The sequence below is a fragment of the Niastella yeongjuensis genome (genome assembly GCF_900110245.1).
Lineage (GTDB): Bacteria > Bacteroidota > Bacteroidia > Chitinophagales > Chitinophagaceae > Niastella > Niastella yeongjuensis.
The window spans coordinates 1-25640 of the sequence record NZ_FOCZ01000014.1; the positions used below are offsets into that span (position 1 = coordinate 1).

21 protein-coding genes are annotated in these 25640 nt (G+C 44.8%); 6 read left to right on the forward strand and 15 right to left on the reverse strand.

The annotated features are described in order from the left end of the window. Window positions 1-248 precede the first annotated feature (248 nt). Window positions 249-950, reverse strand: a complete 702-nt coding sequence (locus BMX95_RS35725) for a TetR/AcrR family transcriptional regulator (RefSeq protein ID WP_207631529.1) — start codon at window positions 948-950, stop codon at window positions 249-251. Window positions 951-956: 6 nt separating this feature from the next. On the opposite strand from BMX95_RS35725, the gene BMX95_RS27635 reads away from it, so the two are divergent. After that, window positions 957-1499 (forward strand): hypothetical protein, encoded by a 543-nt coding sequence (locus BMX95_RS27635; protein ID WP_133053879.1) that lies wholly within the window; start codon window positions 957-959, stop codon window positions 1497-1499. Here the strand turns inward: BMX95_RS27635 and BMX95_RS27640 are convergent. After that, window positions 1446-1913 (reverse strand): anthrone oxygenase family protein, encoded by a 468-nt coding sequence (locus BMX95_RS27640; protein WP_081198596.1) that lies wholly within the window; start codon window positions 1911-1913, stop codon window positions 1446-1448. The genes BMX95_RS27635 and BMX95_RS27640 overlap by 54 nt on opposite strands. Window positions 1914-2352: 439 nt before the next feature. Between BMX95_RS27640 and BMX95_RS27645 the strand changes: the two genes are divergently transcribed. Then, window positions 2353-3567, forward strand: a complete 1215-nt coding sequence (locus BMX95_RS27645; protein WP_081198595.1) for a sialidase family protein — start codon at window positions 2353-2355, stop codon at window positions 3565-3567. A gap of 177 nt (window positions 3568-3744) precedes the next feature. On the opposite strand, the gene BMX95_RS27650 is transcribed toward BMX95_RS27645, so the two are convergent. The 10 genes from BMX95_RS27650 to BMX95_RS27700 all read right to left on the reverse strand — a co-directional run bounded on the left by BMX95_RS27650 (window position 3745) and on the right by BMX95_RS27700 (window position 20273). Beyond that, entirely contained in the window at window positions 3745-5946 is a 2202-nt protein-coding gene (locus BMX95_RS27650; RefSeq protein WP_081198594.1) for a sensor histidine kinase, read from the reverse strand. Window positions 5947-6233: 287 nt separating this feature from the next. Continuing rightward, window positions 6234-6785: a GNAT family N-acetyltransferase gene (locus BMX95_RS27655; RefSeq protein ID WP_165758853.1), complete on the reverse strand. Its 552-nt coding sequence runs from the start codon at window positions 6783-6785 to the stop codon at window positions 6234-6236. Between the two features lie 856 nt (window positions 6786-7641). Further along, window positions 7642-8283 (reverse strand): hypothetical protein, encoded by a 642-nt coding sequence (locus BMX95_RS27665; protein WP_081198592.1) that lies wholly within the window; start codon window positions 8281-8283, stop codon window positions 7642-7644. A 49-nt stretch (window positions 8284-8332) separates the two neighbouring features. Then, window positions 8333-9415: a DUF1016 N-terminal domain-containing protein gene (locus tag BMX95_RS27670; protein ID WP_165758852.1), complete on the reverse strand. Its 1083-nt coding sequence runs from the start codon at window positions 9413-9415 to the stop codon at window positions 8333-8335. 51 nt (window positions 9416-9466) lie between these two features. Then, window positions 9467-10600, reverse strand: coding sequence for a TlpA disulfide reductase family protein (locus BMX95_RS27675; RefSeq protein ID WP_081198590.1), 1134 nt, complete (start codon window positions 10598-10600; stop codon window positions 9467-9469). A gap of 37 nt (window positions 10601-10637) precedes the next feature. After that, window positions 10638-13112: a S9 family peptidase gene (locus BMX95_RS27680; RefSeq protein WP_081198589.1), complete on the reverse strand. Its 2475-nt coding sequence runs from the start codon at window positions 13110-13112 to the stop codon at window positions 10638-10640. 99 nt (window positions 13113-13211) lie between these two features. Then, window positions 13212-14609, reverse strand: a complete 1398-nt coding sequence (locus tag BMX95_RS27685; RefSeq protein ID WP_081198588.1) for a RagB/SusD family nutrient uptake outer membrane protein — start codon at window positions 14607-14609, stop codon at window positions 13212-13214. Between the two features lie 21 nt (window positions 14610-14630). Beyond that, window positions 14631-18197 carry a SusC/RagA family TonB-linked outer membrane protein gene (locus tag BMX95_RS27690; RefSeq protein ID WP_165758851.1) on the reverse strand — a complete coding sequence of 1189 codons (3567 nt, stop codon included), beginning with the start codon at window positions 18195-18197 and terminating at the stop codon, window positions 14631-14633. 221 nt (window positions 18198-18418) lie between these two features. Beyond that, on the reverse strand, window positions 18419-19609 hold the full coding sequence (locus BMX95_RS27695) for a FecR family protein (RefSeq protein ID WP_081198586.1): 1191 nt from the start codon (window positions 19607-19609) through the stop codon (window positions 18419-18421). Between the two features lie 76 nt (window positions 19610-19685). Continuing rightward, window positions 19686-20273: an RNA polymerase sigma factor gene (locus BMX95_RS27700; RefSeq protein WP_081198585.1), complete on the reverse strand. Its 588-nt coding sequence runs from the start codon at window positions 20271-20273 to the stop codon at window positions 19686-19688. Window positions 20274-20533: 260 nt separating this feature from the next. Here BMX95_RS27700 and BMX95_RS27705 point away from each other — a divergent pair, with 260 nt between their 5' ends. The 4 genes from BMX95_RS27705 (at window position 20534) to BMX95_RS27720 (ending at window position 22958) form a co-directional block, all read left to right on the forward strand. Continuing rightward, complete coding sequence (locus BMX95_RS27705; RefSeq protein ID WP_081198584.1) at window positions 20534-21118, forward strand: RNA polymerase sigma factor; 585 nt, start codon at window positions 20534-20536, stop codon at window positions 21116-21118. Between the two features lie 64 nt (window positions 21119-21182). Next, on the forward strand, window positions 21183-21527 hold the full coding sequence (locus BMX95_RS27710) for a hypothetical protein (protein WP_081198583.1): 345 nt from the start codon (window positions 21183-21185) through the stop codon (window positions 21525-21527). Further along, window positions 21524-22036, forward strand: coding sequence for a Spy/CpxP family protein refolding chaperone (locus BMX95_RS27715; RefSeq protein WP_081198582.1), 513 nt, complete (start codon window positions 21524-21526; stop codon window positions 22034-22036). The genes BMX95_RS27710 and BMX95_RS27715 overlap by 4 nt, the downstream gene beginning before the upstream one ends. Window positions 22037-22277: 241 nt before the next feature. Beyond that, the gene (locus BMX95_RS27720; RefSeq protein WP_081198581.1) at window positions 22278-22958 is read left to right on the forward strand and encodes a TapB family protein; all 681 of its coding nucleotides are present in this window, start codon (window positions 22278-22280) and stop codon (window positions 22956-22958) included. Window positions 22959-23056: 98 nt separating this feature from the next. On the opposite strand, the gene rfbD is transcribed toward BMX95_RS27720, so the two are convergent. The 3 genes from rfbD to rfbB are packed head-to-tail and all read right to left on the reverse strand — an operon-like array spanning window position 23057 to window position 25611. Further along, on the reverse strand, window positions 23057-23932 hold the full coding sequence (rfbD, locus tag BMX95_RS27725) for a dTDP-4-dehydrorhamnose reductase (RefSeq protein ID WP_081198580.1): 876 nt from the start codon (window positions 23930-23932) through the stop codon (window positions 23057-23059). Between the two features lie 10 nt (window positions 23933-23942). Continuing rightward, window positions 23943-24503 (reverse strand): dTDP-4-dehydrorhamnose 3,5-epimerase, encoded by a 561-nt coding sequence (gene rfbC / locus BMX95_RS27730; protein WP_081198579.1) that lies wholly within the window; start codon window positions 24501-24503, stop codon window positions 23943-23945. Between the two features lie 34 nt (window positions 24504-24537). After that, a complete protein-coding gene (gene rfbB, locus BMX95_RS27735) occupies window positions 24538-25611 on the reverse strand; it encodes a dTDP-glucose 4,6-dehydratase (protein ID WP_207631527.1) in 1074 nt (357 codons plus the stop codon). Window positions 25612-25640: the final 29 nt, after the last annotated feature.

Sequence of the window (25640 nt, forward strand, 5' to 3'; positions counted from 1 at the left end):
TTTTCACTGCCCCGTTTTCGTTGGGGGTGCAAAGGTAAGCGTTTCTCTCATTCCACCAAATCTTTTCTCACTTTTCTTTTTCTTTCTTCCTTTCTCACTTTACATTTCTAAGAGCTGATTGTCAGTGACTTGCTTCGCTTTCTCTTCCTCTTTTTCACTGCCCCGTTTTCGTTGGGGGTGCAAATGTAGGAGTATTTTCAATACAACAAGTTCTTTTTTCACTTTTCACGAAAATATTTTGAATCAGGCTATTCCCTATTATCAAATGGGAAAGCTTCCGCCAATAACTCCTGCGCCTGGGCGATCATTTTCGAAGCCGGTATAGGTGTATCGTCCATCACCCAGCAAAAAACCATTCGAACAATGCCCCCGGCTACCGCTTCAGCCCGGTACTGTAACAATTGCTTTTCCATTCCTGGTGGCATCGGCCGACGTTTATAATACCCAACGATCCGGTTTACCATAATGGCGATAAAATGATCGGCGATCTGGTAAGCGATCGCCGTTCCATGAATGGCTTTTAGAATGGCCCCATATTCTGATAAATGATTGAACAAATACGGCAGGTTTATTTCCATGGGGTGCTGTGCATCATTACTGGTAAAATGGATCAGTTCCCGCTGAAAGTTTATGTTATGCAACAACAGGTTTTCCTTGCTTTCATAATGGGCATAAAAAGTACTTCGCCCCACATTGGCTTTGTCAATGATATCCTGAATAGTGATGGCATCGTATTCCTTTTCCCGCATCAACTGCCCCAACGAATCAGCCAGCAGCTTCTTGGTTTTCTGAATGCGCCGGTCTTCCCGCAAATCCCCTGTCATATTGCTGAACATTTTAGGCTGTTTTGTTCCATAACTGTCATTCGACCGGTATTGTATGTTGTATAAACAAGCCAGCCGCGACAGCTTTACATAAAAATACACTTGTTCAATTTTATTATTAAACAAATGAAAATGGATTTTCACAAAGCATTCAAACCCGACCTGCGTTTATTGATCGGCTCTCTGGTAACCACTACCGGCACTTATGTGCTTACGGCACTGCACCATGCCTATGGCGCCTGGTTATACAAAACACCCTGGCGGCTGCACATCCTGTTTCATGGACTTATTATATTACTGATAACCGGCGCCTTTCTTTTCCTGTATGAATGGCTCAAAAAGAAGGTATTTCTATTTCTGTACCTGGTAACTGCGGGTTTATTCTTCGGCGGACTGATCGGTTTGTATGAGGGCCTTTACAATCACCTGCTGAAAAACATCCTGTATTTTGGCGGCCTGTCCCCCACTTCCATGCGCTGGTTTTATCCGGCCTCCCTGTATGAATTACCCAACGACTGGTTATTTGAAATCACCGGCGCATTACAGGCTTTTATAGGGGCTCTTCAGTTATATTATACGGTAAAGTTATTCAGGGATATCAACCTTGCGTCTCCCCCGAAATCAATTATATCTTTTAATAACCGCCATCAGGAAACAGATCATGCCGCCGAGTGAAAGAAAAGTGCGGCCGGTATGAAAATTCTGCCAGCGATCACGGATTGCCTCCCAATTGTGTGGAATGTTAACACTGGTCCAGGTTTTTATCTGGTTGTCGATGGGCACTTCAATAAACAGGGTTATAGCCAGGGCCAGGGTAAACAACAGCAACGCAGACAGCAACCAGTAGAAATGGGCTTTTTTTCTTCGCCCCGCCAGCAACAACAGCACCAGGATGCCCGCAATGCCCAGCGGCATCATGATGCTCATCCCCGTAGCTACGTTTTGCATGATCTGTTTACCGATCAATACAAAAGTTTCTTGCGGCAATGTATACATGGTTCTACTCAAAGAAAACCAGGTTCCCCAGAAAACGCCGGTCACCAAAACCAGTAGTATACCGGTTATGAGCAGTAATGTCTTTCGTAGCATCTTAGTTGATCTATTGCTTTATTAAAGATAATAATTTTATGTAGCCTCGAAAATAACATTGGCCCATAAACCCCAACAGCCATTGTACAACAACGTTACCACACGCCCACACCGCTGAATATGTTGATATAATTTTTGGGGGCGCCCCATTGCTTTTCCGAAAAATTGTCTTAATTATGTTCTACATATTCTTATACAGTCCCTATCACCAGTAAAGGACTCATTTACATGGCCACAGGCCATAATCCGTGCCTATTCCCTATTGTATAGTCCGCTCTATTACTGTAACTCAGTAAACCCGGTTTACTGAGTCCTATATTTTTTTTGCCTGTTCGGCTTCGGCGAGCGAAGCAGCAGGCAACGGGCCTCCTTTTGCATTAAACACATTCTCTTTTACCATTTAAATACTAACAAACGCTGAACTATTAAAACCTGAAAAATGAAACAAACAAAATGCCTGTTTATTCTTCTCCCCGCGCTTATATTGTCGGTTACAGCCTGCAAAAAAGGAGTTGCCGACGCAGCCACCGCTCCCAACGAGGAACGGGTTGCTGCCACCGAAGCCACCCAAACCCATACTTATATAAAACTGTTTGATGGGGGCGCCGATGGCTATCACTCTTTCCGGATCCCCTCTATTGTTCGTACCAACGACAATACCCTCCTTGCCTTTGCAGAGGGGCGCATGGGTGCCAACAAGGACTATGGCAACATTAACGTAGAGTATAAACGCTCTACCGACAATGGCGCTACCTGGTCAGCCATGATGGAAGTAGTAGGGGCCGGGCAAGGCACCTGGGGTAATCCCACGTCGGTGGTTGACCGCACTACTGGCCGCATATGGGTATTTATGAGCTGGAATTCCGCCACTAAGAACCAGGGCGGTACCGATGGCTATGAAAAAATAAATACCTGGGGCGATCGCAAAGTCTATTATTCCTACAGCGATAACGACGGCCTTACCTTCACCACGCCCACCGATATGACCAGCACCCTGCTGCCACCCGGTTATACCTGGGATGCCATGGGGCCCGGCGTTGGTATTCAAACCACCAACGGCACCCTGGTTATACCGGCCATTGGCAGAAATATCTATAGCACCGATCATGGCGCCACCTGGCATTACCAGTTGATACCCGGCGGTACCAGCGAAGGCACCATTGTTGAATTAAACGATGGCCGCCTCATGCGGAACGACCGGGCTACCAGCACCACCTGGGCAACAGCCAAACGGCGCTGGGTATCGCGCGGCACCATCACCGGCAGTTTCAGCACCTTCGCTCCTGACGATGTGTTGCTTGACCCAGCCTGCGAAGGGTCAATTGTCCGGTACACCGGTGCACCCGATCGTATTATGGTATTGAATTCGGCCAGCACCGAAACCCGCTGCAAAATGCGGGTGCGTATAAGTTATGATGGCGGCGTTACCTGGCCCCTCAGCCGTAAGATCTACGACTGGTTAACGGATGATGAAGCATTCGCCCAGGGTAAAGGCGGTTATAGCAGTATGGTTAAAACAGCTGACTATACCATTGGTGCACTCATCGAGATTAATGAGAACACCGGTGATAGCCCAAACAGTCATCGTTCTATCGAGTTCCATAAATTCAATCTGCCCTGGATGACCAACGGTTCAACAGAACCAATTCCATAACAGTTTTAAGTTCTAAGTTGAAAGTTTAAAGTTTTAAGTTGAAAGTCGTTGGCATTCGAGTCTCAAAACTAAATTCAGCTCTCCGTATACGGAGAGCTGAATAACTTTCAACTTTCAACTTTAAACTATGAACTTTCAACTTTCAACTTTAAACTTTAAACTTTAAACTATGACCTTTTAAAGTGGGATCTGTACTTCCAATCGGCAGCCGCCCATGGGTTTGGTGTCGATGGTAAGGGTACCACCCAGGGTTTCGGCGCGGTTGAGGATGTTTAACAGTCCTATGCCTTTTGTTTGTTTGGTGGCATCAAAACCTTTTCCGTTATCTTGAATAAGCAGCGTTAACTGGTTTGGGCTTTTATCGATGGCGATGCGTACATAACCCGCCTCTGCATACCGCATGATGTTATTGGTTTGTTCCTGTATAATGCGGTATAACATCAGCTGCACATCGTGCGTCAGTTCCATTTCCAGTTCCGGGTCGCATTCAAAATCCACTATGATCGGCCGTACCAGCTGCATGTTTTTGATGATGTCTTCCACCGGATCAATAAAACCAACTTCTTTGATGATGGAGGAATTCAGCGATTTGGAGATCTTTCGGATCTCCTGAATAGCCAGGTTTATATATTGCGATGTTTTACCAAGCAGCTGCTCCTGTTCATCGCCATTGCCCTTTGCAGTGCTTAACAATATTATAGCCGATGACAAGATCTGGTTCACGTTATCGTGCAGTTCTTTTGAAATTTCATTGCGCTCATATTCCTGACCGGCGATCATAGCCTGGTTAATACGCAGGCGTTCCTTTTCTTTCTGCTGCGCCAGTTCCGCTTCGAGTTTTCTTTTTTCGGTAAGGTCCTGGATAGCGCCAATGGCCCGAACCGCTATACCATCTTTGAAAATAATATATCCTTTATCTGACAAATATTTATAACTGCCATCGGCACAAAGAAACTGATACTCATCTTGCCAGTAATTATTTCTCGATTGTAAACTGGTATTGATATGGTCCATGATCCGCTGGCGGTCATCGATGTGTATTCTTTCCAGCAACCAGTCCAGGTTCATATCGTTCTGGGCATACCCGGTTAACCGGCTGAATGGTTCGCTTCGGTAAATAGTACCTTTTTCAATATTCCAGTCCCAGATGTAATCTGAAGTGGCTTTGGTGGTATAATAGAAACGTTCGTTAATTTTTGCGATCTCTTCATGCGCCCTTTTTTCTTCGGTGATATCGATTGACTGACCACCGATGAGGCGCTTGGGGGTGGAGGTTTGCAGCAAAAATTTGATCACCAGGTGCATGGCGGGGCTACCGTCCTCCTGGAAAGAGCTTTCAATAGTGATCAGGGGCTGCCCGGTTTCCAGCACCCGTTGGTTGTTGGCCGTATATTGATCCACCAGCTCTTTGGGCATCAGGTCGCGCACATTGGTATACAGGTGACAGTCGTTCAACTTAAATACACGTTTATAAATATCATTCATGTAAATGATATAGCCGTCTTCATCAACGATCCAGGCGGGGCTGTGCGTATTGTTCATGAACGACTGAAAGATGTATTCGCTTTCAGACAACCGCGACTCTGCTTCCCTGCAGGCGGTAATATCATTGAAGGTAACCCCTACCAGTCTGGGTACGGGGGCATTGACCTCTTCCAGCAAACAGGTACTCACCGATAACCAGATGAGCTGGCCCAGGGCATTGTTAAAACCCAGGATCTGCTGCTGTATGACCTCTCCGGTGCGCAAAGTGACCATGCCCGGGTATTCCTGGATGGGCATGGGCGTACCATCGTCCCTATAGGCTTTGCCGCCAATATCGGTCAGGTTCTTTCCAATCAATTGATCATGGATGCAGCCTAGAATTTCACACGCTTTATTATTAGCAGAGATGATGGTGCCCTGATCGCCTTGCAACAGCATCACGCCTTCTTCCAGGGAATTAAACAGGGTATTATACAGCACGCCGGGTCGGATTTCTTTTTTACGATGAATGGTTGCCTGCAGGTCGCGCAGGATAATAACTACATCGAGCAGGTAATGAGTACCAGGGAATTTATGGGTGTAGCAGGAAATTCGATAGGTTTTACGATCGGGCCCTGCTACAAAAATATCTTCCACCTGTTCATCGAGGGCTATGGCCCTTTGCAGCTGGCTATGTACCTCATGGTGCCCTGGAAACATCCGGTTGAGGAAATCGACGATATTCTTTTTAGCTGGTCTGTCGGGTTGTTTAAACCATAACTCTTCAGCTGTCACGTTCCAGTGCTGCAAATAAAAATGCCGGTCAGTAATAAATACGGCGTCCTGGCAGTCATTTAAAATGCTCTCCAACCAGGGGGCCATTTCACGGTAATTGGTTGTAAAAGTTGGGTTCATAGGGTCTCTCTCAAAAATGTTAAGTAACCATTTCGTTCGCGTGCACGCCGCTCAAATTGTGCCAATGATGTAACCACTTTACAATCAAACGCTAAACAAATCAGGTAAGGAACGTTCATTCCCACTAATAGAAAAACGTTCCCATGTATTAGTATCTTATGTGCCCCTAAGGTATGTGCATAAATTTCTGTTTGTTACCAGATTACATAGATTTACTTATTACCATGTACATAAAAATCAAAATCGCGTAGAATTGTATGAAATACGATTAATTGCCAAGCAACTGCTTATGCAGGTTTCTGCCACTCTTTTTTTAACAGGGAATATACATACAGGTCAACAAACCCATTGTTTACAAATTCGCCCTGTCTGATGATGCCTTCTTTTTTAAACCCCAGCCGTTCGGGAATGGCCTGGCTTTTAACATTGGCCGTAGCGGCCCTTATTTCTATGCGGTTCAATTGAAGGTAGGAAAACCCTTCATCGATGACGGCTTTGCAACACCGGGTTATAATGCCCTGGCCCTCCCATTCTTTACTGAGCCAGTAACCTATGGACCCGCTTTTATTGATCAGGTCAATATTGTACAACCCTAACCTTCCTATCATCACCTGGTCTTTCAGGATCACATACCCCATTTCGGTGTGGTTGGCATATCGTTGTTTTGAGCTGTTGATGTATTTCCTGAAATCTTCTACCGAACGCATATGGTCAACCCAGGGCAGCCACTCGCGCAGATGCTGGCGGTTAGCCTTCACCAGCTGATACATGGTTTCTGCATGGTGATTGTCGATCAGCATCATTTCAAGTGTATCATCCACCTTTATTTTGACACTCATTTGGATTATCATGTTTATCGAGGGCTGAATTTACTGATTTATTGAACATGCCTTGTTCTGTTTAAACCAGTTCCGGGTTCCGGGTTCAGAGTTTCCGAGTTTCGAATTCCTGCTTTACGGTTGCCGCGAAGAGGTGTATTTATCTCTGCTTTCTGCCCTTTGCCTTTTTCAGATTTTGTCGCAAAAGCTTATTTCGCGTCACTTTCCTGTAATAAAATGACGCGCAACTTGTAAAATGACACGCAAATGGCTCGGGGTAAGGGGATAAAGTAACGGGCAAAACATCCCTTATCAACAAGAATTTTGTCGCAATTGAGATAAATTCTATTTTTGCGGTAAGCCTTTCGTAAAGAAGGCTGCGTTAAAGCAAATTGCCCGATAGTATAACGGTAGTACCGCAGATTCTGGTTCTGCTTGTCTTGGTTCGAATCCAGGTCGGGTAACAAGAAACCCTCCCGATAATATCGGGAGGGTTTTGTTTTTCTGGTAGCGGCCCAAGCTTGCCCGGGAAAGCGGACAGAAAAACAAAACAGTCCCGCCAAGGGCTGGACAAAATCTCCACACCATCCTTCAAAACGCCCGTTTTCTATCCCCTTAAAGCGACATTATAGCGATATAGGTTCGGGATGCCTTCTCGTTGTCTCCTCTTTACTTCCTTCATGAGGCCTCTCCTGCTTTTCCGCCGCCGGGAAGGCAATCAGGTTGAATTGACAAGGGATTGAGTAACAAAACCGGGCCTAAAATTACCCCCCCCGCCAAGGGCGGGACTGGGTTTTCAGACTAATACATTGCGGCATTAGATCGTCGAAGGCTTTTTTTCAGCCGGGTTAACATAGGACTTGAATCTTTAATATACTCAACGCACCACATATACCACCCGCACTACATCATCCTGGCTTTGATATCGTTCGCCATGTTTTGATCTGACAAAATAATCTGCCCTGGTTTCGATAACGACGGTGTTATTGTCTTCCCAATAAACTTCTATATCCAGGTCCACCCCATCAACCATATATACGCCAGTCTGCGTCCCCGATCCGAATTGCAGGTCTACACCAGTAATTAAGAAATCGGGCGAGCTGGCCTCCCAAACCTTTATTTTACGTTTGTTGTCGGGAGAAAATAGCGCTGCCAGCTGTTTATAGGAAATAGCAGGATCATTAATAGTAATCTCATTCCTTTTGCGTTTTGATAACCCGGCAGGAAGTGACTGTGTTACAATGTCAGCCTCATAACCGGTGCGCGCTCTCATGGATGCAAGAAAACCTTCCTCCTTGAATAGAGGCGCCAGGCCCGCTATTTCCCGTATCAGGCGTTGCAATAGTGGCAAATTGCCATTTCGGTAATGTTTTTCGGCTCTCTGTTTCAATTTGTCATAACGCTCAGCCGTATCATCATGCTGGTCAATAATTACCCGGTAGGGTGATTTCTCAAGAAGATAGTCGAGGGTGGCCACAAAGATGGTATGGTGCTGTTCTATGGTGGGTTGATTATCCATGGCAAGATTTGTTTTACTAACCAAAATTACGGAGAGAAAGGAAGGCGCCTCAAAAATAAGAGGCGCCTTTCTCAAAATTCATAAAATAGCGGTTTTTAAAAATATTGTAAACAACCAGACTTTTATCGACGCCTTCAAACTCGAGATGAACATATTCGGCTATAAATATATTATTTCCTTTTTTTGATACTTTAGTCTCTGTCGTAGGGTTTTGCAATTTTGCAATAGTCCTTTGTTCACGTTCTTTTGCCCCATTGGTATTTTCATAAACATGGCCAGCAATTTGCTTTCGTAAACCTGCCGGGCTTAGTCCCTGCGTGGCTGTCAATCGCACATAAAACAGCTTCTCTTCCAATTCAGGCAGCGGCAGTAAAATCATAATGTGTTCCCAGGTCACCAGCGTAGCTATGCGAATAACAAGTGGATGACCGAACAGCTGGACAAATAAGCCCATAGCATACAGTTGGTTTTCACAAAAGGCGCTGCCATATTCTTTTTCCAAACGCAGAGAAGCATGACGAATGACCGGCTTCTGTTCCTGGTTAATTCGTTCCCCGATCTTCAGGAAAAATAAATTAAGATTGTCACTGAACCACTTGTTTTGCTCGTCCCTGTATTTTTCAATATACTGAGATATACCCCTCAACAGCTCCTTTTCAATATCATCTATTTTTTTTTCAATACGCAGGCCCTTTGCAGGCTCCAGTAAACGACGAAAAGATGCTATCCAGGGCTCATTAAAAATATTTTTTAAGCCCGCATCCTTTTCTTTTTTGAGAATCATCGCCGGTCCGAAGATCTGTTCCCAGATTATTACGGGAGTCGTTGAGCCTATAACAGAAGGGCGGGGAAATTGAGCTGCGAACCGGCTCATATTTTTTATGTGGTTTTCCGAGAACCAGGGTCCGTAAACGGTCATTAATTGCGTTGATAAAGTTCGCAGGAAAAATTCGCTGTATTCAGCATGCTCCTTTTTGGCATGGTATTGATTTAATTCCTGACCAATGTCCCAAAAAACAGTAACCAACTTCCAGTTGGTTACTGTTATCAGGCCATCGTATTGTTCTTTGATCATGGCCGACAAGTCTGTCCACAAACAGTCTTCCGGAGACATCCCTTTGTGATTATCCATGGCAAAGTTTGTTTTACTAACCAAGGTTTTTGTCAGCACCATCCGATATGCTTATTTAAATACCTCTGCCAGTTTGGCGCTCAAAGCGTCTCCCCGCAGGTTCTTTGCGATAATCCTACCTGATTTATCCAACAACATATTCTGAGGAACTGCATTAATGCCATACATTACAGCAACCTCATTCTTCCAAAACTTTAAGTCAGAAACATGGTTCCATGGCATACCATCCTTTTTTATGGCATTTACCCATGCCTCTTTATTTTTATCCAATGAAACACTTAAAATTTCCAGTCCCTTTTCATGATAGGCATTGTATGCCTTTACCACGTTAGGATTTTCTAAACGACAGGGAGAGCACCAGGAAGCCCAAAAATCAACCAATACGTATTTCCCTTTAAATGACGACAGGCTGATTGGATTTCCCTCAGGATCATTTTGTGTAAATGGAAGCGCCATTACCCCTACTTCCATCACTTTCATTCTATCTAATTTGTGACCAAACGCCTTGCCTTCGTTCGTGTTTTTCACTGTTTCAGATAAAGAATTATATAAGGGGGCCAGTATGGCATACTCAGGGCGATACCTGTCAATATTCTGTAGGGCAATCAGGCTCACTACGGTGTTAGGATTATTTTTAATAAAACTGGCCCTCACTCCATTTTGTAAATCAATAATAGCTTTCTGTTGCTGAATATAATCCTTCATAAATTCTCCCATAAACGCCTTATCCTTCTTCTTATCAGCAGGTAAATCCCTCAGAGAAGAAGTAACTAAGTCCATCTTCGCATCTGTTTCCTTTAAGGCCTCTTTTAACTTTTTGAAGTCTGCATTGACCTTTGACCCGGTTACTACTGCATTGCGTAAAGAGTCTGTGCTATTGAGCAAGATGGTACCCTGCTCCAAATAAACAGACATCGACTCGGAAAACTTATTGAAAGCTGCGACGCCGGTATAACTTAGCACCAGGGTAGATTGAGTTGGTTCTTCCAAACTCCCTTTAAATTCAAATTGTCCATTTTTAAAATCTGCGGAATCAAGAAACTCTCCCTTGGCATTTTTGTATCCCAGATAGATCTTCGCAGGTGAATCCAGGTTACCTATTTTCCCTTTTAATGTATAATTTCCTTTCTGAGCCAGAACCATAACCGGACTGATCATCATAAGTATCATCAAATTCTTTTTCATATTCTTATATTTTAAATAGTGATTATATAGAGAGAAATTAGTTAGCAGCTTTTTTATCCGGCGTTTTCATCGCTGCCCTGTTTAATTCAGGGATGTCAACCGGTCTGATAGCATCTCCTAACAAATGCTTAGAGAAATAATCGGAAATTAACCAGAACCAGTATTCTGCAGATTCGTTTCTGTAGTTATGTGACTGGCCAGGCAGGATAAACATATCAAATCGTTTGTTTGCCTTTATTAAAGCATTGGCCATTCTGAGTGTATTGGCTGGATTGACATTATAATCCACGTCGCCTGTAATCAATAAAAGGTGTCCTTTCAGGTTAGCCGCTATTTGTGGATTCGTTTCCACCTCGTATAAAAATTTAGCGGGTCCTTCCTTGTCATTGGGTTGTTCTTTTATTCCATTATACTTTTCTGTAAATGGCAGGTTGTAAATGTTATTATCATGGTTACCGGAACTGGAGATCGCCACCTTATAAAAATCGGGATATTGACAAAGGGCGGCGGTTGACATGAATCCTCCACCGGAATGCCCGAATATTCCGACCCGGTTGATGTCGATATATTTATGACGAACAGCCAATTGTTCTATGGCATATTTCTTATCTGCCAGTCCATAGTCCCGCAGGTCGCCGTACCCGTAAGTATGATACCACCGGGACCGTTCGGGGCTTCCGCCTCTGTTGCCTAACGTAATCACCACGAAACCCAACTGCGCCAACCGGTCGGTCACGTCCATACTGGTAGAAAAAGACTTGTTTACATGCTCTGATTGTGGGCCCGGGTAAACATATTCAATAACCGGGTAGCTTTTTGTTGAATCAAAGTCAAACGGCTTGTACATTACACCATAGATATCCGTAACACCATCATCGGCTTTTACTTTAAATGGTTCGGGATATTTATACCCTGCCGCAACCAGGTTGCTCAGGTCTGCCGTCTCCAGGTCTAATACCAGGTTTCCGTTGATGTCCCTGAGCGCTGATTTTGGAGCCGTATTCACACGTGAGTAGTTGTCAACAAAATAATGCTGCGTTTCATCCAATGAAGCCTGGTGATTGTAATTGTCTTTATTCAACAGCGTCAGGCCGGTACCATCCAACTTCACTTTATAAAAGTGCTTATAATAGGGGTCTTCTGATGCTTCATGCCCGTTTCCATTAAAGTAGAGCCATCCGCTTTTTTCATCTACCGCATAACCATCATAACTGCAATGCCAGGCGCCTGCTGTCAATTGCCGTTTCAGGTTGCCCTGGTTATCGTACAAATAAAAATGGGCCCAGCCATCTCTTTCCGATAAATGGATCATTTCCTTGCCGCCATGGATCAGTATGGGTGTATTCACTTCCACATAACTGTTCATTTTTTCTTCGATCAATACACGTACTTTGTTAGTTTCCAGGTTTACCGAACAAAAATCATATAGATGCAGATCGCGGCTTTGTCTTGAAAAATAGAGTTCATTCGGGTTTTCAGACAACCAGATGTCAGGTCCAGTCACACCAGTTCTTTCACGGGTGGTAACTACTCTTTCGGGCAGCCCTAACTTTTGGTTAGTGAATTTCTTTACATCAATGGTATCTATCTTTTTGCTGGCAATCGTAAACACCAACAGTTCCATTTCTGTTGGATCAACTTCGCCAGGCAGCTGGTATTTATAAGTATAGAGCGTTGGCCTGGGGCTTGATAAGGAATTGATGACCCACATCGGCTTAATTTTCCGGGTATCCTTTCTTAACAGCGCAAATTTTTTAGAGTCAGGAGACCACAATATTTTAGCTGGCTGTGGGTATTGCGGGAGCACCGCAGCGCCTGAATCCGGACGTTCCATTTCTATGTTGTTTCCATATGGATAGTCTTCGCTCCCATCGCGGGTCAATTGGTGCTCCACTACAGAAGCGCGCGGGCTGTTATTTAATACTTTCATATAATTTGCCTTATCCATGTAAAACAGATTATATCCTTTAGCATACACCGCATACCCGCTATCAGGGGAAAGATTGTACAAGCCTAACAAAACAGGCTTTTTATCCCTGGCGACAGTATATTCAGAAAGCCGGGCCGTTTTCAGGTTATATTCAAGATGATACGTTTTTCTTGTAGCCGGGCTTGTCAGATCAAACTGAAAGGCAGTATCCGTTTCCTTGAATTTGGGAGTTATTGTTGGCAGGTGTTGACCATCGTATGCATCTTTTGTGATGAGCGTTAGCATAGCGGCCATTTCCTGGTTATCGAACAAATTCTTTTTTGTTTTTTTATCCGGTTCAACCAGGTAATAAAACGTTCCTTCGGAAGTTTTGTAGGTATACCAAAAGCAGTTGCGGGAGGGCAGCCAATGAGGAGTAACCCTGGTATCAAATACCATCTTATCGAGGCGGGAAGGAGAAAAGCGTTCGGCAAGGCTGTAATTGGCGGTGGTTACAGCCGGGCTTTGTGCCCGAAGCGCCCCCTGAAAAAAGATCATTATAGAGATGAAAAGTAAGCTGCGGATCAGATACTGCATCGACATATGTTTATTGTTTTCTCTGGTAAGGGTGGCAAAAAGAAAGGCTGGCCTAAGAAGCACTGTTCTCCGGCAATGTCTTTGACCAGCCTTGTAAATTATTTATCAGCGCGGGTTTTGCTCGTATCCTCCGTTCTCGATAGCCTCTACCGGCAGCGGCCATGTCCATCGTTGGTCGTTAGGTTTTAGCTCGAAGGTTTGCGTATCGAGCACGCGGGTAAGCGTAGTAGCATAACGCGGCTCTTTGTTCAGCCTGCGCAGATCTGGCCACCGGGTGCCACGCATAACCATTTCTTTCCTGCGTTCGGCCACGATCCAATCCAACACCTGTTGTGCATCTGTACTTTGCAGTGGTACATAGGTAGCCGGCGTGAACCGGTTTTGGCGGAGTTTGTTGAGATCAGCCAATGCATCTGCAGGGTTGTTCAAACGCGCCAAACATTCTGCGCGGTTAAGGTATACCTCATCGGTAGCAAGCCCGGCATAATAACCAGCCGTTATCGACCCCTTGTAACTACCTTTGAACGTCGCCTTTTTTGTAGTGGCGTTTACTGTGAAATAGGCTTTGGAGCGCAGATCGCCGTTCGTATAACTTTTCAGCAACGTAGTATCAGCATTGTAAAAGGCGCTTGCTATGATTGTAACAGATTGTGTATTCTCCATGAAAATAACTTCCGCATTCCCTACTCCATTTCCCGGGAACGTAATGGTAGCCGATAAATTCAACGAGTTAAAATTGATCAGGCCGTTCTGGATCGCCAGGCATTTATCTGCATACGCTGCCGCTTTTGCATAGTCGCCCATCTGCATATATACCCGGGTAAGCGTCGCATATACGGCGGCTTTGCCGGGGCGGTAGGTAGTGGTGGCTTTGTCTTTCAGCAACGCTTCTGCGGCTTGCAGGTCTTCGATGATCATCTGATAAGTAGCTTCTACACTGGCCCGGGCGGGTTTCATCGTAGGGTCTGAATCGGTACGGAGAGAAAGGCCCAGGTCTGTACCCGCAGTTGCTGCATTATAAACCGGGCAATACAACTGTGCCATCATAAACAGGTTATATCCCCGGAAGAAATAGGCTGAGCCCCTTAGCAGGTCCCATGCATCCTGATTGTCGTCTGTACGCCCTATCTTGTCCGTACCTTCAAACACATAATTGGCCAGTAGAATGTGGTTATATCCGCTGCTCCAATCTACCTGGCTTTCGCGTCCTATGTAGATCTGCTCCGCCCAGATGTAGGCATTCTTCTGAAACGCAGCTGCGCCGAGAGCACCCGTTGTGGCATATTGGGCTGCCGTTACATAATATTCGTCTCCACCGATCAACCCGAGATTGGCAGCACTGGATTCGTTCATGGTATTGGTATTGTCGAGCATTGCCTGAAAATCTTCCAGTTTTCTGGGTACGATCAGGTTGGCCGTCGCATTGTAATCCAGGTATTTCTTTCCGCAGGATGCTGAGATGATCAGCAGGGAAAGGGTTATTAATTTTATTATGAGTTTCATAATGATGGCTCCTTTTTTGATTTAGAATTCTACCTGCAGGCCAGCAGAATAACTTTTCGGGTCAGGATAATTGGTGTAGGGATAATCAGGGTCAATGCCGTCTTTATTGGCCTTCCAGATTATTGTATTTGGATGTACATACCCATATACCCGAAGACTTTGTATTGGCCAGCGTTTTATCAAATTATGCGGCAGGGTGTAACTCAGGTTCACATCCTGCAGACGGATCACATCACCCGGTATGATCAATTTTTCAGAGTATTGATACAGTTGGGCCTGATTGGAAGCACCCTGACTAAGGGAATTCGCTGATGTTACTTTCGCAGGAACATCGGTAAATTTTTCATCACCCGGCTCCTTCCACCGCTTCAGCAGATCCATATTGTAGGTGGGAAAATTGAGGCTGGTGAACTCTACACCTGGCCCGGTGGAAGTACGGCGGATGACAGATCCAAACCGGCCAACTACCAGGGCGCTCACAGCAATCCCGTTCCACTCGAATGTGTTCATGAGCGAAGTTGAATAAAGCGGAACCGTAACACCCGCATAGATGAAGTCGCTTTTCTTAATTCCATTCCAATACGCCAGGAAGTCTTTACGCACCCCGCCGTCTTTGTCATAGATCAATGGGCTGCCATCCTGCGGATCCAGTCCGTGCCAGGGGAGTGAATAGATCCTGTCTACAGACTGGCCCTGTTCCAGATATTTCGATTCCAAGGTAAAATATTGGTTATCTAGAGTCGGAATATTATCCCTCATTTTGGTGATCTTGTTCCGGCTCGCATTGAATATGAAGGTAGATGTCCACGAGAATTTCTTGAGTTCCAGATTTTTGGTGTTGATCTGCACATCATACCCCCAGGCACGCATGGCAGAGAAATTAAGTCTAAACGTGGAAGGCACACCGGTTGTTGGGTCCACCGCATTGTCACTCAACAGGTATTTTGCATTTTTAACGTAGTATTCAACGCTGCCACTAATCCGGTTTTTAAATGCCCGGAAGTCTGTACCAAAATTGAGGGTATTGATCTGTTCCCAGCGAAGACTGGGATTTCCGGCACTGTTGAGATTTGCCTGCTGGTATGAGGTAACCGTATTAATGGTAGTAAACAAGAGCGTTGGGTCATGGGTTTGCGTTGGATCGATATTTCCCGCGCTGCCATAAGTAGCACGCAATCTCAAATACGGGAGCTGTTTCACTTTGAAGAAAGATTCTTTGCTTATATCCCAGCTAAGGCCGGTAGACCATAACAAGGTGCCACGCATGTTGGCGCGTACACCCAGCAGGTTGCTGCCATCCCAACGGCCACTCCCACTCACTATGTACCTGTCTTTATAGGTATAACTGGCATTACCAAAATAAGACAGGTATCTGTTGGTTGTCCTTCCCAATACCTTATTTGCGCTGGTTGGTATGGTTGTACGTCCACTTGGTCGCGTAGCGAAAGAGGAATCAAAATTGAGCGTGGTTTTGCTTGTCAGCAGATCAGGATTATAGTTGAACAAGGTAGCACCGGGCATGGTGGTTGCAATTGACTGGCGAATTTCTGCACCACCAATAGCACTGATGCTGTGTTCCGTATTAAACACCTGGTTATAGTTCAACAGGGCGCGGCTACTCTGGGTATTGGTTTGCCCCGCCCCCGGATATTCCATGATATTCCCCAGGGGAACAGGATGGAGTTTATTATCGGTAATATTAGGAACATAAGTTTGTGTATATTGATTGTAGAAGTCGCGTGCAAAGTAACTCTTTACATCGTGATAACTTGTTCTCTCGTTTATAGAGAGGATGTATTGATAGGAAAGATCGAAACTGAAATGCGTAAGGAACTTGTACTTCAGGCCCCCGTTCAAACGAAAGTCTGAAGTATTACTCCGGTTATCATTGAGCCCGATTTCATCAAGCGGGCGATACAGCCAGTCCACCATACCCAGGTTAGGATTCGCTGTGGGGAATGTTTCCTGGTATTTGTAGCGGTTGATTTGAATGTTCACAGGATTGGCGTATCCGTTTTCGTCCATCAGGCTTTCGTAGATATCAGGACCTGAACCCTTTGTGTTGGTTACCGAAGACAATACCGCATTGGTCTGTGATTTACGTTTCGTGTACCAAACCGTTCCGGTAAGCTCTAAGTTAGGCCTCACCTTAAATGTATTCTGCAGGCTCAGGTTCATGCGGGTGCCTTCATTGCCCACATACATTTGGCGGTCCTTGTCGAACCCCGCGGAAAACATATACCGGTAATTATTTCCACCCCCGCGAACATTCAATGCATGCTGCTGCGTGATACTTTTCCGATAGAGGTATTTACTCCAGTCGTCGCGGATATCATGCTCGCGGAAACGCGCTTCCTGTTCATCGAATTCCTGCTGGGTAATCAATTTATCTTTCAGTTTTTGCAGCAGTTCCGCATACAGTGGTATGCGCTGAAAATCCGCCAAGAAATAAGCTCCGTTATTAAAATTTTCTTTCTGAATGTCCATCACTGTAGCTGACGGCAGGTAATTCTGTGAATAATAAAGGTCTGGTTTATCACCTACGACTACATTACTGTTGATCGAAATACGCGTGACCTGATTGTACCGGCCCGCTTTTGTATTAACAACGATGACCCCATTACCTGCCCTGGCCCCCCAAATGCTGGCAGCCGCCGCATCCTTGAGCACTGTAACGCTCTCTATATCGTTTGGATTGATGGAGTTGATATCTCCTTCATACGGAAAATTATCCAGCACGATCAACGGCGATGAACTGCCCAGAATAGTGGCCAGGCCTCGTACGCGGATCTCTGCACTCCCGTTCACATCTTCTTTGGTTAGTTTACGGCGTGTAAAGAGCATACCATTGGTCACGCCTTCCAGGCGATCCAGTATATTACCGCTGGGAGATCGGTTCAACAGTTTATTGTCGATCTGGGCTTGTGAACCGGTAGAACGTTCTTTCGACAAGACCTGATACCCAGTATTTACCGTTATTTCAATTTCATCCAGTTTAGTTACAGCTGGCTTGAGCGAGAGCTCTAAACTACGGGTACCCATGAAGCGATTGATCAGGATGGTATTTGTTTCGTACCCTACACTCGTAATCAATACATATTCTCCCGATATTACATTTCTCAATGCAAAATCACCATTCCCATCAGTTCTTGTTCCTTTAGTAGAACCTTTAACCGTTACAGAAGCTCCCGGTACAGGCTCCCCTTTTTCATTCAGCACCCGCCCACGGATGGTTACAGATGAATCGGAAACAACATTTGCGGGCACGTTTGATACCGGTGGGCCGTCCGAAGCTGGCTTCGGCGCAATGAAAACGCTCTTGCCTTTTATGGTATACTTAAGCGGCTGGTTTTTGAAAACCTCATTAAGAAAGGTTTCAAGCGGAACCGCGGTAGCAGAAACCGTTACGGGTTTTGCTACCTGCAACACAGCTCCGCTATACAAAAAAACAAAACCAGTCTGTTGCTTAACAGAATTAAAAACAGACTTTAAAGGAACTTTTTCACCGGTAAAAGAAACAGTTTGAGACACGCCTTTGGCGTACACATTCAGGAATCCAACAGTTAATAAAAGGATGGTTAGCTTCATTACTAACACAGTTTTGGGTATGTAGCGATTGCTCCCACGAGCCGACCAGCCACAAAAAGCAGTTTTTTGCATACTTTCGTGATGTTTGGGTGATTAATACCGTCCGCCAGGACTATTTTAAGTTACCCAAACGTCCGCCGCCACGTTTCGACCCGTGGCGGTTTCTGTTTGGGCAACGTTTATATTAGCTCATAATCATGTTCATTTGTTTTTTATAGTTATTAAAGAACTATCAATGTTTTTCCTTCCATTCTGAACTTCAATCCTGATTCTTTTAAGAATTCCAGCACATCCGACAGCTTCACATTCCGGAACATTTCTCCTTCTACCGTGAAGGCCGAAGGCTGCCCTTCATACCTGACCTTAATATCATACCATCGTTCCAATTGCCGCATTACCGTATGCAGATCGGCATTACTGAAACTGAATAATCCATTTTTCCAGGCTATCGTCTGATTAATATCCGGATCATTATCTACGCTAATACCTGATTGCGGACCAGAAGTGGCAACGGAGATCGTTGCCCTTTGGCCCGGTTTGATGACTATACTTTTGCTCTTAAAAGCTCCAGCGCTCATGCGTATACTTCCTTCAATAAGTGATGTTTTTATTTTACCGTCATCTCCATAAGAGTTAACGTTGAAGATTGTTCCTAATACTTCTATGGTTCCCTGCCCGGCAACATCCACCAAAAATGGATGCGCCCTATCCTTTGTCACCTCCAGGTATACTTCCCCGGTTATTTTTACCTGCCTGTTTTCACCTTTAAATGCAGATGGGAAACTGATGCTGGACGCCGCATTGAGCCAGGCCTTTGTTCCATCGGGAAGCACCAGCTGATACTGGCCGCCGTTGGGCGTTGTGAGCATCAATAGCTGCCCTGCATCTGAAAGCTTTTCGCCGTCGTTATAGGCGATTCTTTCCCCTACCTTAATGCCGGTTTTATCACCAGATAAATTGATCTGCTTATTATCTACCGTTAAAACCGCCTTATTGGTACCAGGCAAAATATCGATAGGCGCCACCGCCACCTCGTTCCCCGATGTTTTGGATTTCCGGTTGGAGGTCACGGCAATGGCGATCACGGTTCCAATCAATAATACAGCAGCTGCCGCCCAGCCCCATTTTCTGAGGAAGTGTATGCGGTGAACAGGTCTTACAGCTGGTGTATGCGTGGAAATTTGAGAAGCGGCCAACGTCTTTTGATAAATACCCTGATCAATCCGATTACGGATAGCGTCGTTCAACTCATACTTAAACGTATTATCAGTAACCTGTTCCAGCACCAGTTCATCGAGCAGGCTTACATAAGCAGGGTCATTCAGCATAGCAGACAACTGCTGAATATCCTCCGGCCCTGCGCTTTCGTCAAGGTACTTTTCTATGAGTTCTTTAAATTTTTGATGTTGCATTAGCTGTTTCTTAAATCTGCTCCTATATAAAGTAGCAGAAATTGAAAAATAGGATTAGTCGTTTTGGAAAAATTTATCAAAAAAGTAAAAAAAGGATAAAAAGGAGATAACCTACCCCACCATTGCGGATGAATGTTCTGATAAAAGACAGCGCCTGCACCATATGTACTTTAACTGTGTTGGGGGAAATGTTCAACTTCCGGGCAATTTCTTCATATTTCAGCCCTTCCAGTTTACCCAATTCAAAGACTTTTCTTTGTTGCAGGGTCATTTCATTAAGGGCAGCCTGGATCAGTTCGGCCGTTTCCTTATTTTCCATGAGCTGGTTTGGCAGTAACGCAGAATCTTTCCTGGTTTGCTCCTGCTCATCGAGCAGGGATAGTTTTACTTTCTTTCTAAATTCGGCAACGATGCGGTTCCTGGTAAGAATGAATAAATAACTTTCGGGATTGGCTATCTTCCCTAAGGATTCCCGGTTATCCCAAATGATCAGGAAAACCTCCTGCGTAATATCTTCCGCTTTGGAATAATCTTTCAGGTAGGCTATTGCATGGGAAAACACATTGTCGCGATGACGATCAACCAGTTGTTTAAATGCGTCATGGTTACCTGCTGCAATCTGCTCAAGAAGCTGCTTTTCACTGTGTACTTGATCGTCTTTCAATACTTTAAACCTTTAATATTCAATCGTAAACATAACAAGTGGCAGGAAAGGCCCGTTGGCTTTGTGGGTATAGTGGTATAACCAAAGTTCTAAAAAAGACTGCATATAATAAAAAAACCATCTTTTAAACTTCTTTATATATTATAGTTCAGGTTGCAAAAAAGCCTGATGATCTACACTTTTGGCCTGTCTGCTCCGATTTCCTAGTTCATATCGCAGGATTTCGTAAGTTGTAGCCTCAAATTTAAACGGCCGTCTTTTTGAACGAACTGGAACTGATACAACAACTCCGGGCAGGAGACGAAGGGGCATTCAAATCATTGGTAGCAAACTATCAGGACCTGGTATACAACACGGCACTTGGTATCGTACAAAACAGTGAAGATGCTGAAGATGTGGCCCAGGAAGTATTCATCCAGGTGTATCGTTCTATCGATCAATTTAAAGGAGATGCCCGGCTTTCTACCTGGATCTACCGCATTACCACCACCAAGGCTTTAGACCACATCCGCAGCCGTAAACGCAAAAAACGCTTTGCATTTATTACCAGTTTGTTTGGCCCCAATGATGAACTGGTGCACGAACCGGTTGATTTTCAACATCCCGGTGTCGCTTTAGATCGCAAGGAACAGGCGGCCCTGTTGTTCCGGATGATTGATCAATTACCTGAAAATCAGAAAGTAGCATTCACTTTACATAAAACCGAGGAATTGAGTTACCAGGAGATTGCCGATGTGATGCAATTATCGGTATCCGCGGTAGAATCGCTGTTGTTCAGAGCCCGGCAAAACCTGCGCAAACTGTTGGAGAAATATTATCAACAGAATAATCCACAAGACAAGTAAGCGGTTCGAAGGTTTTAGGATTTATTAGCGTCAAATGTATAAGTTTACATCGTAAATTACATTTATGTCAAGCGATTCAAATAACGACTCCCGGATAGACGCGGTGCTGAATAGCCTGGATGGGGTACGGCAGGCCAAAGCGCCTGATTTTCTGTATACCCGGCTGCAGGGAAGGATGGAGCGGGAATTTGACCAGGGTGGTCCGCTCGGCCGGTGGCTTACCAAACCTGTACTGGCCTTAACGATTGCTGCAATTATTCTTATTGCAAACGCTACCACAGTGTTAAAAATGTGGGAACAGAATACCAGTACGACAAACGTAAATAACGAATCAGGGCAAATAGTAGCTGCTGAATACCCGGCAGGTGGTGTATACCCTGTATATAATGAAAATTCACTGGAACCATGATTAGGCCCCCCCGTCAAAGATGGCTTTTAGTACTTGTAGCGATCTTATTATTGACCAATATTGCCACCCTGTCTATTTACTGGATTAAAAAACCCAACCACGATGGTGGGCCCGGCCGCGAACCAGGCAACCGCGAAAAAAGAATGGGCCAGTTCATGGTAGATCAAATGAAATTCGATGCTACCCAGGAAGCTTCTTACTGGAAATTGCGCGACTCCATGATCACCATTCAAAGACCGGTTATGGATAGCATCCGTGATGCTAAAAAAAGTTTCTTCGATCTGTTGAACCAACCCGATGCAACAGACTCTGCATTAATAGCCCGCAGCAATCAGATTGCTGACCTCCAAAAAAAGCTCGACCTCGTTACTTTCCGTCACTTTCAAAACGTAAGGGCCCTTTGCCGCCCCGATCAATTGCAAAAGTTCGATACGGTGATTAAAGAGATCGTAAACCGCATGACTAACTTCAGAAGATTGAGTAAGGGAGATTCTACAGGCAGTAGGTAGAGGAAAGGCAGAGGGCAGAAGGCAGAAGGCAGAAAAAAATACACCTCATTCTATGCCTCACAACTAATTGTTACACGGTAATTCAGCCAAATCCCAAAGGGCCAAACTACTAAATCCATTAAGCACCCAGAACCCACGACACACAAGCGTTGTAGCCGATAATTTACCACGAAAAGGGTATTACGATGTACTATTTTTGGTTGTTACTTTGCTCTTGATAGTAACACCAAAAAAATTGTTTATGCGATCAACCTTTTTGTTAGCCAGCTTTATCGGCCTGCTCTCAAATGCCAGCCTGGCCCAGGATTGTAACAATTTCTATTTTCTGCAAAAGAACAAGACCGTTGAAATGACCATCTTTAATAAGAAGGGAGAGGCCAACGGCAAACAGGTGTACACCATATCGGATGTCACCAATAGTGGTGATCTTATTACCGGCACTGTTAACTCGGAGATGTTTGATAAAAAAGGAAAATCTATTGCCAAAGGTCACAGCCAGATCGTTTGCAATGGTGGCGTTATGATGATCGATATGACCATGCAACTGCCCCAGCAACAGCAGGAACAATTCGCCAAAGCTGATGTAAAGGCCGATAAGATCTATATTGAATACCCTAACAATATGAAGATTGGTGATCAACTAAAAGATGCCACGTTGAATATGGACATCGACAATGCAGGCATGAAACAGAACATAAACATGGTCACCAGCAATCGCTCAGTTGCCGCTAAAGAAAGTGTTACTACTACTGCCGGCACCTGGGATTGTTTCAAGATCACTTATAAAAGTAAGGTTACCGTAAAAACAATGGGCATAGGAATGCCTTTTAATATAGAAGGAACAGAATGGTTCGCTCCCGGATTCGGCATTGTAAAAACGGAAAGCAAATATGGCGGTACAGCTATCACTGCCATCAAATAAGTAATATCCTCAGTACGGAAACCAGGTCCCCTTGTTCAATCAAGGGGATTTTTTATCCCCCCGCCCTCCAAAGCATCACTGGATCTTAAATGAGGTCGTCATACCAACAAACCAACACACTTCCTTAACGAATCCTTCCAATCAGGGATCGTACAATGAAATGTTTTTCTAATCTTACTGGTATCCAGTAAAGAGAAAGAGGGCCTTTTAGCCGGGGTGGGAAATTGTTCTGATGGAATGGGAGTTACGGTGCAGGCGCTGCCGGTTAACTCTTTAATGGCAACCGCAAAATCAAACCAGCTGATGCGGCCCTGGTTGCTGTAGTGATACAAACCGGGATGCCAGTTAGCGGTTGATGCCTGCGTCTGGGCTACTATTTGTAACATGCAGGCAGCCAGATCGGCGGCATAAGTGGGAGCGCCCACCTGGTCATTCACCACGCTGATGGCAGGGCGGTCCTGCATTAACTTTATCATGGTTTTTACAAAGTTCTTACCAAAGTAAGAATATACCCAGGCTGTTCTGATGATAATGGTATCGGGATTAACCTGCTGGCTAAGCTGTTCGCCTTTTAATTTCGAGGCACCATATTGATTTACCGGATCGGTGGGTGCATCTTCTTTATAGGGAGTTGGCGACTGGCCATCAAATACATAATCGGTTGAAATATGGATGAACCGGGTATTATAGTTTTTGCAGGCTGCCGCCAGTATGCGTGCGCCCTCAGCATTTACTGAAAAGGCAAGTTCCTGTTCGGTTTCTGCTTTATCAACCGCGGTATAGGCAGCACAGTTTAAACAATAAGCCGGATGATGGGTGGCAAACATTTTTTCCACTGCTGCTTCATCATTGATCGGCATATTGTCCGTATCGGTAAATACAAATGTAAATTCAGGATACGATGCACTCAAAACCTGTAACTCCTGCCCTACCTGTCCGTTGGCGCCGGTCACTATAATAACTGGTTGCGACATAATAAAACGATTATCCTTTATATTCAAAGGGATTAACACAATTGGCGAATACTGGAAGCACCTGGTCTTTATCCGATACAATGGCTTTCTCCATCGGGATCTTCCAGTCGATATTCAACGAAGGGTCATTGTATATAATCCCCTGTTCACTGGCTTTGCTGTAAAACTGATCGCACTTATACATTACCTCCGCAATTTCGCTCAATACAGAGAACCCGTGGGCAAAACCGGCAGGTATCATTAACTGCTTTTTATTGTCGGCTGACAACTCTACGCTGAAGGTTTTTCCAAATGTGGGGGAGCCTTTTCTGATATCAACGGCTACGTCAAGAATAGTGCCTGTTAGCGCCCGCACCAGTTTAGCCTGGGCAAACGGGGGCGTTTGGTAATGCAATCCCCTGATAACACCATAGGTGGAGCGTGATTGATTGTCCTGTATAAATACATTTTCAACTCCTGCCCCATTGAACATTTTCTGGTTATAGGCTTCGAAAAAAAATCCACGGCTGTCTTCAAAGACTGTTGGTTCAAAAACCAACAGATCCGGAATTCCTGTTTCTATAAAAGGCATTAGATATTGTAGATTTTAAACAAATGCAATTGTCTTATCGCTTTGCATATTGCTCTTCATAATAATGTTGGTAATCGCCCGAAGTTACATGTTTTACCCAATCTTCATTTTGGAGGTACCAGTCAACTGTTTTTTCCAGCCCCTCTTCAAACTGAAGGGAAGGTTCCCAGCCCAGTTCTTTATTGAGTTTTGTAGCGTCGATGGCATACCGCAGGTCATGCCCGGGCCGGTCTGTTACATAAGTGATCAGTTTGGCCGATGTACCTTCCGCGCGGCCGAGTTTTGCATCCATGATTTTACACAACAGGTGCACCAGGTCGATATTCTTCCATTCGTTAAACCCACCCACATTATACTTATCGCCTGTTTTCCCTTTATGAAAGATCACATCAATGGCGCGGGCATGGTCTTCAACAAATAACCAGTCGCGCACATTTTCACCTTTGCCATAAACCGGCAATGGTTTGTTATTCCTGATGTTGTTGATCATTAACGGGATCAGCTTTTCGGGGAAATGGTAGGAACCATAGTTGTTACTACAATTGCTCATTACCACCGGTAACCCATAGGTATGGTACCAGGCCATAACGAAGTGGTCCGACGAGGCTTTGGAGGCTGAATACGGCGAACGGGGATCATATGCGGTTTCTTCTGTAAAGAATCCTTCATCGCCCAGTGAACCATATACTTCATCGGTTGAAACGTGCATAAAACGTTTCCCTTCCATTTTTGCAGCGGAGGCTGCCCAGTTTTTGCGGGCGCTATTCAGCAAGGTTGCTGTACCCAGCACATTTGTTTTTACAAATGCCAATGGGTCAATGATCGACCGGTCAACATGGCTTTCAGCCGCCAGGTGAATAACGGCATCGAATGCATATTTTTCAAACAACTCCTCAATACGGGCAGCATCGGTAATATCTGCCTTTTCGAATTTGTAGTTGGGTGCGTGCTGCACATCTTTCAAATTCTCCAGGTTGCCGGCATAGGTAAGCGCATCGGCATTCACGATTAAATATTCGGGATATTTATTTACAAACAACCGCACTACGTGTGAACCTATAAACCCGGCCCCACCCGTGATCATGATCGTTTTTGAAAAACTGCTCATAGTATATTAATTAAATAAGAACGCCCTCC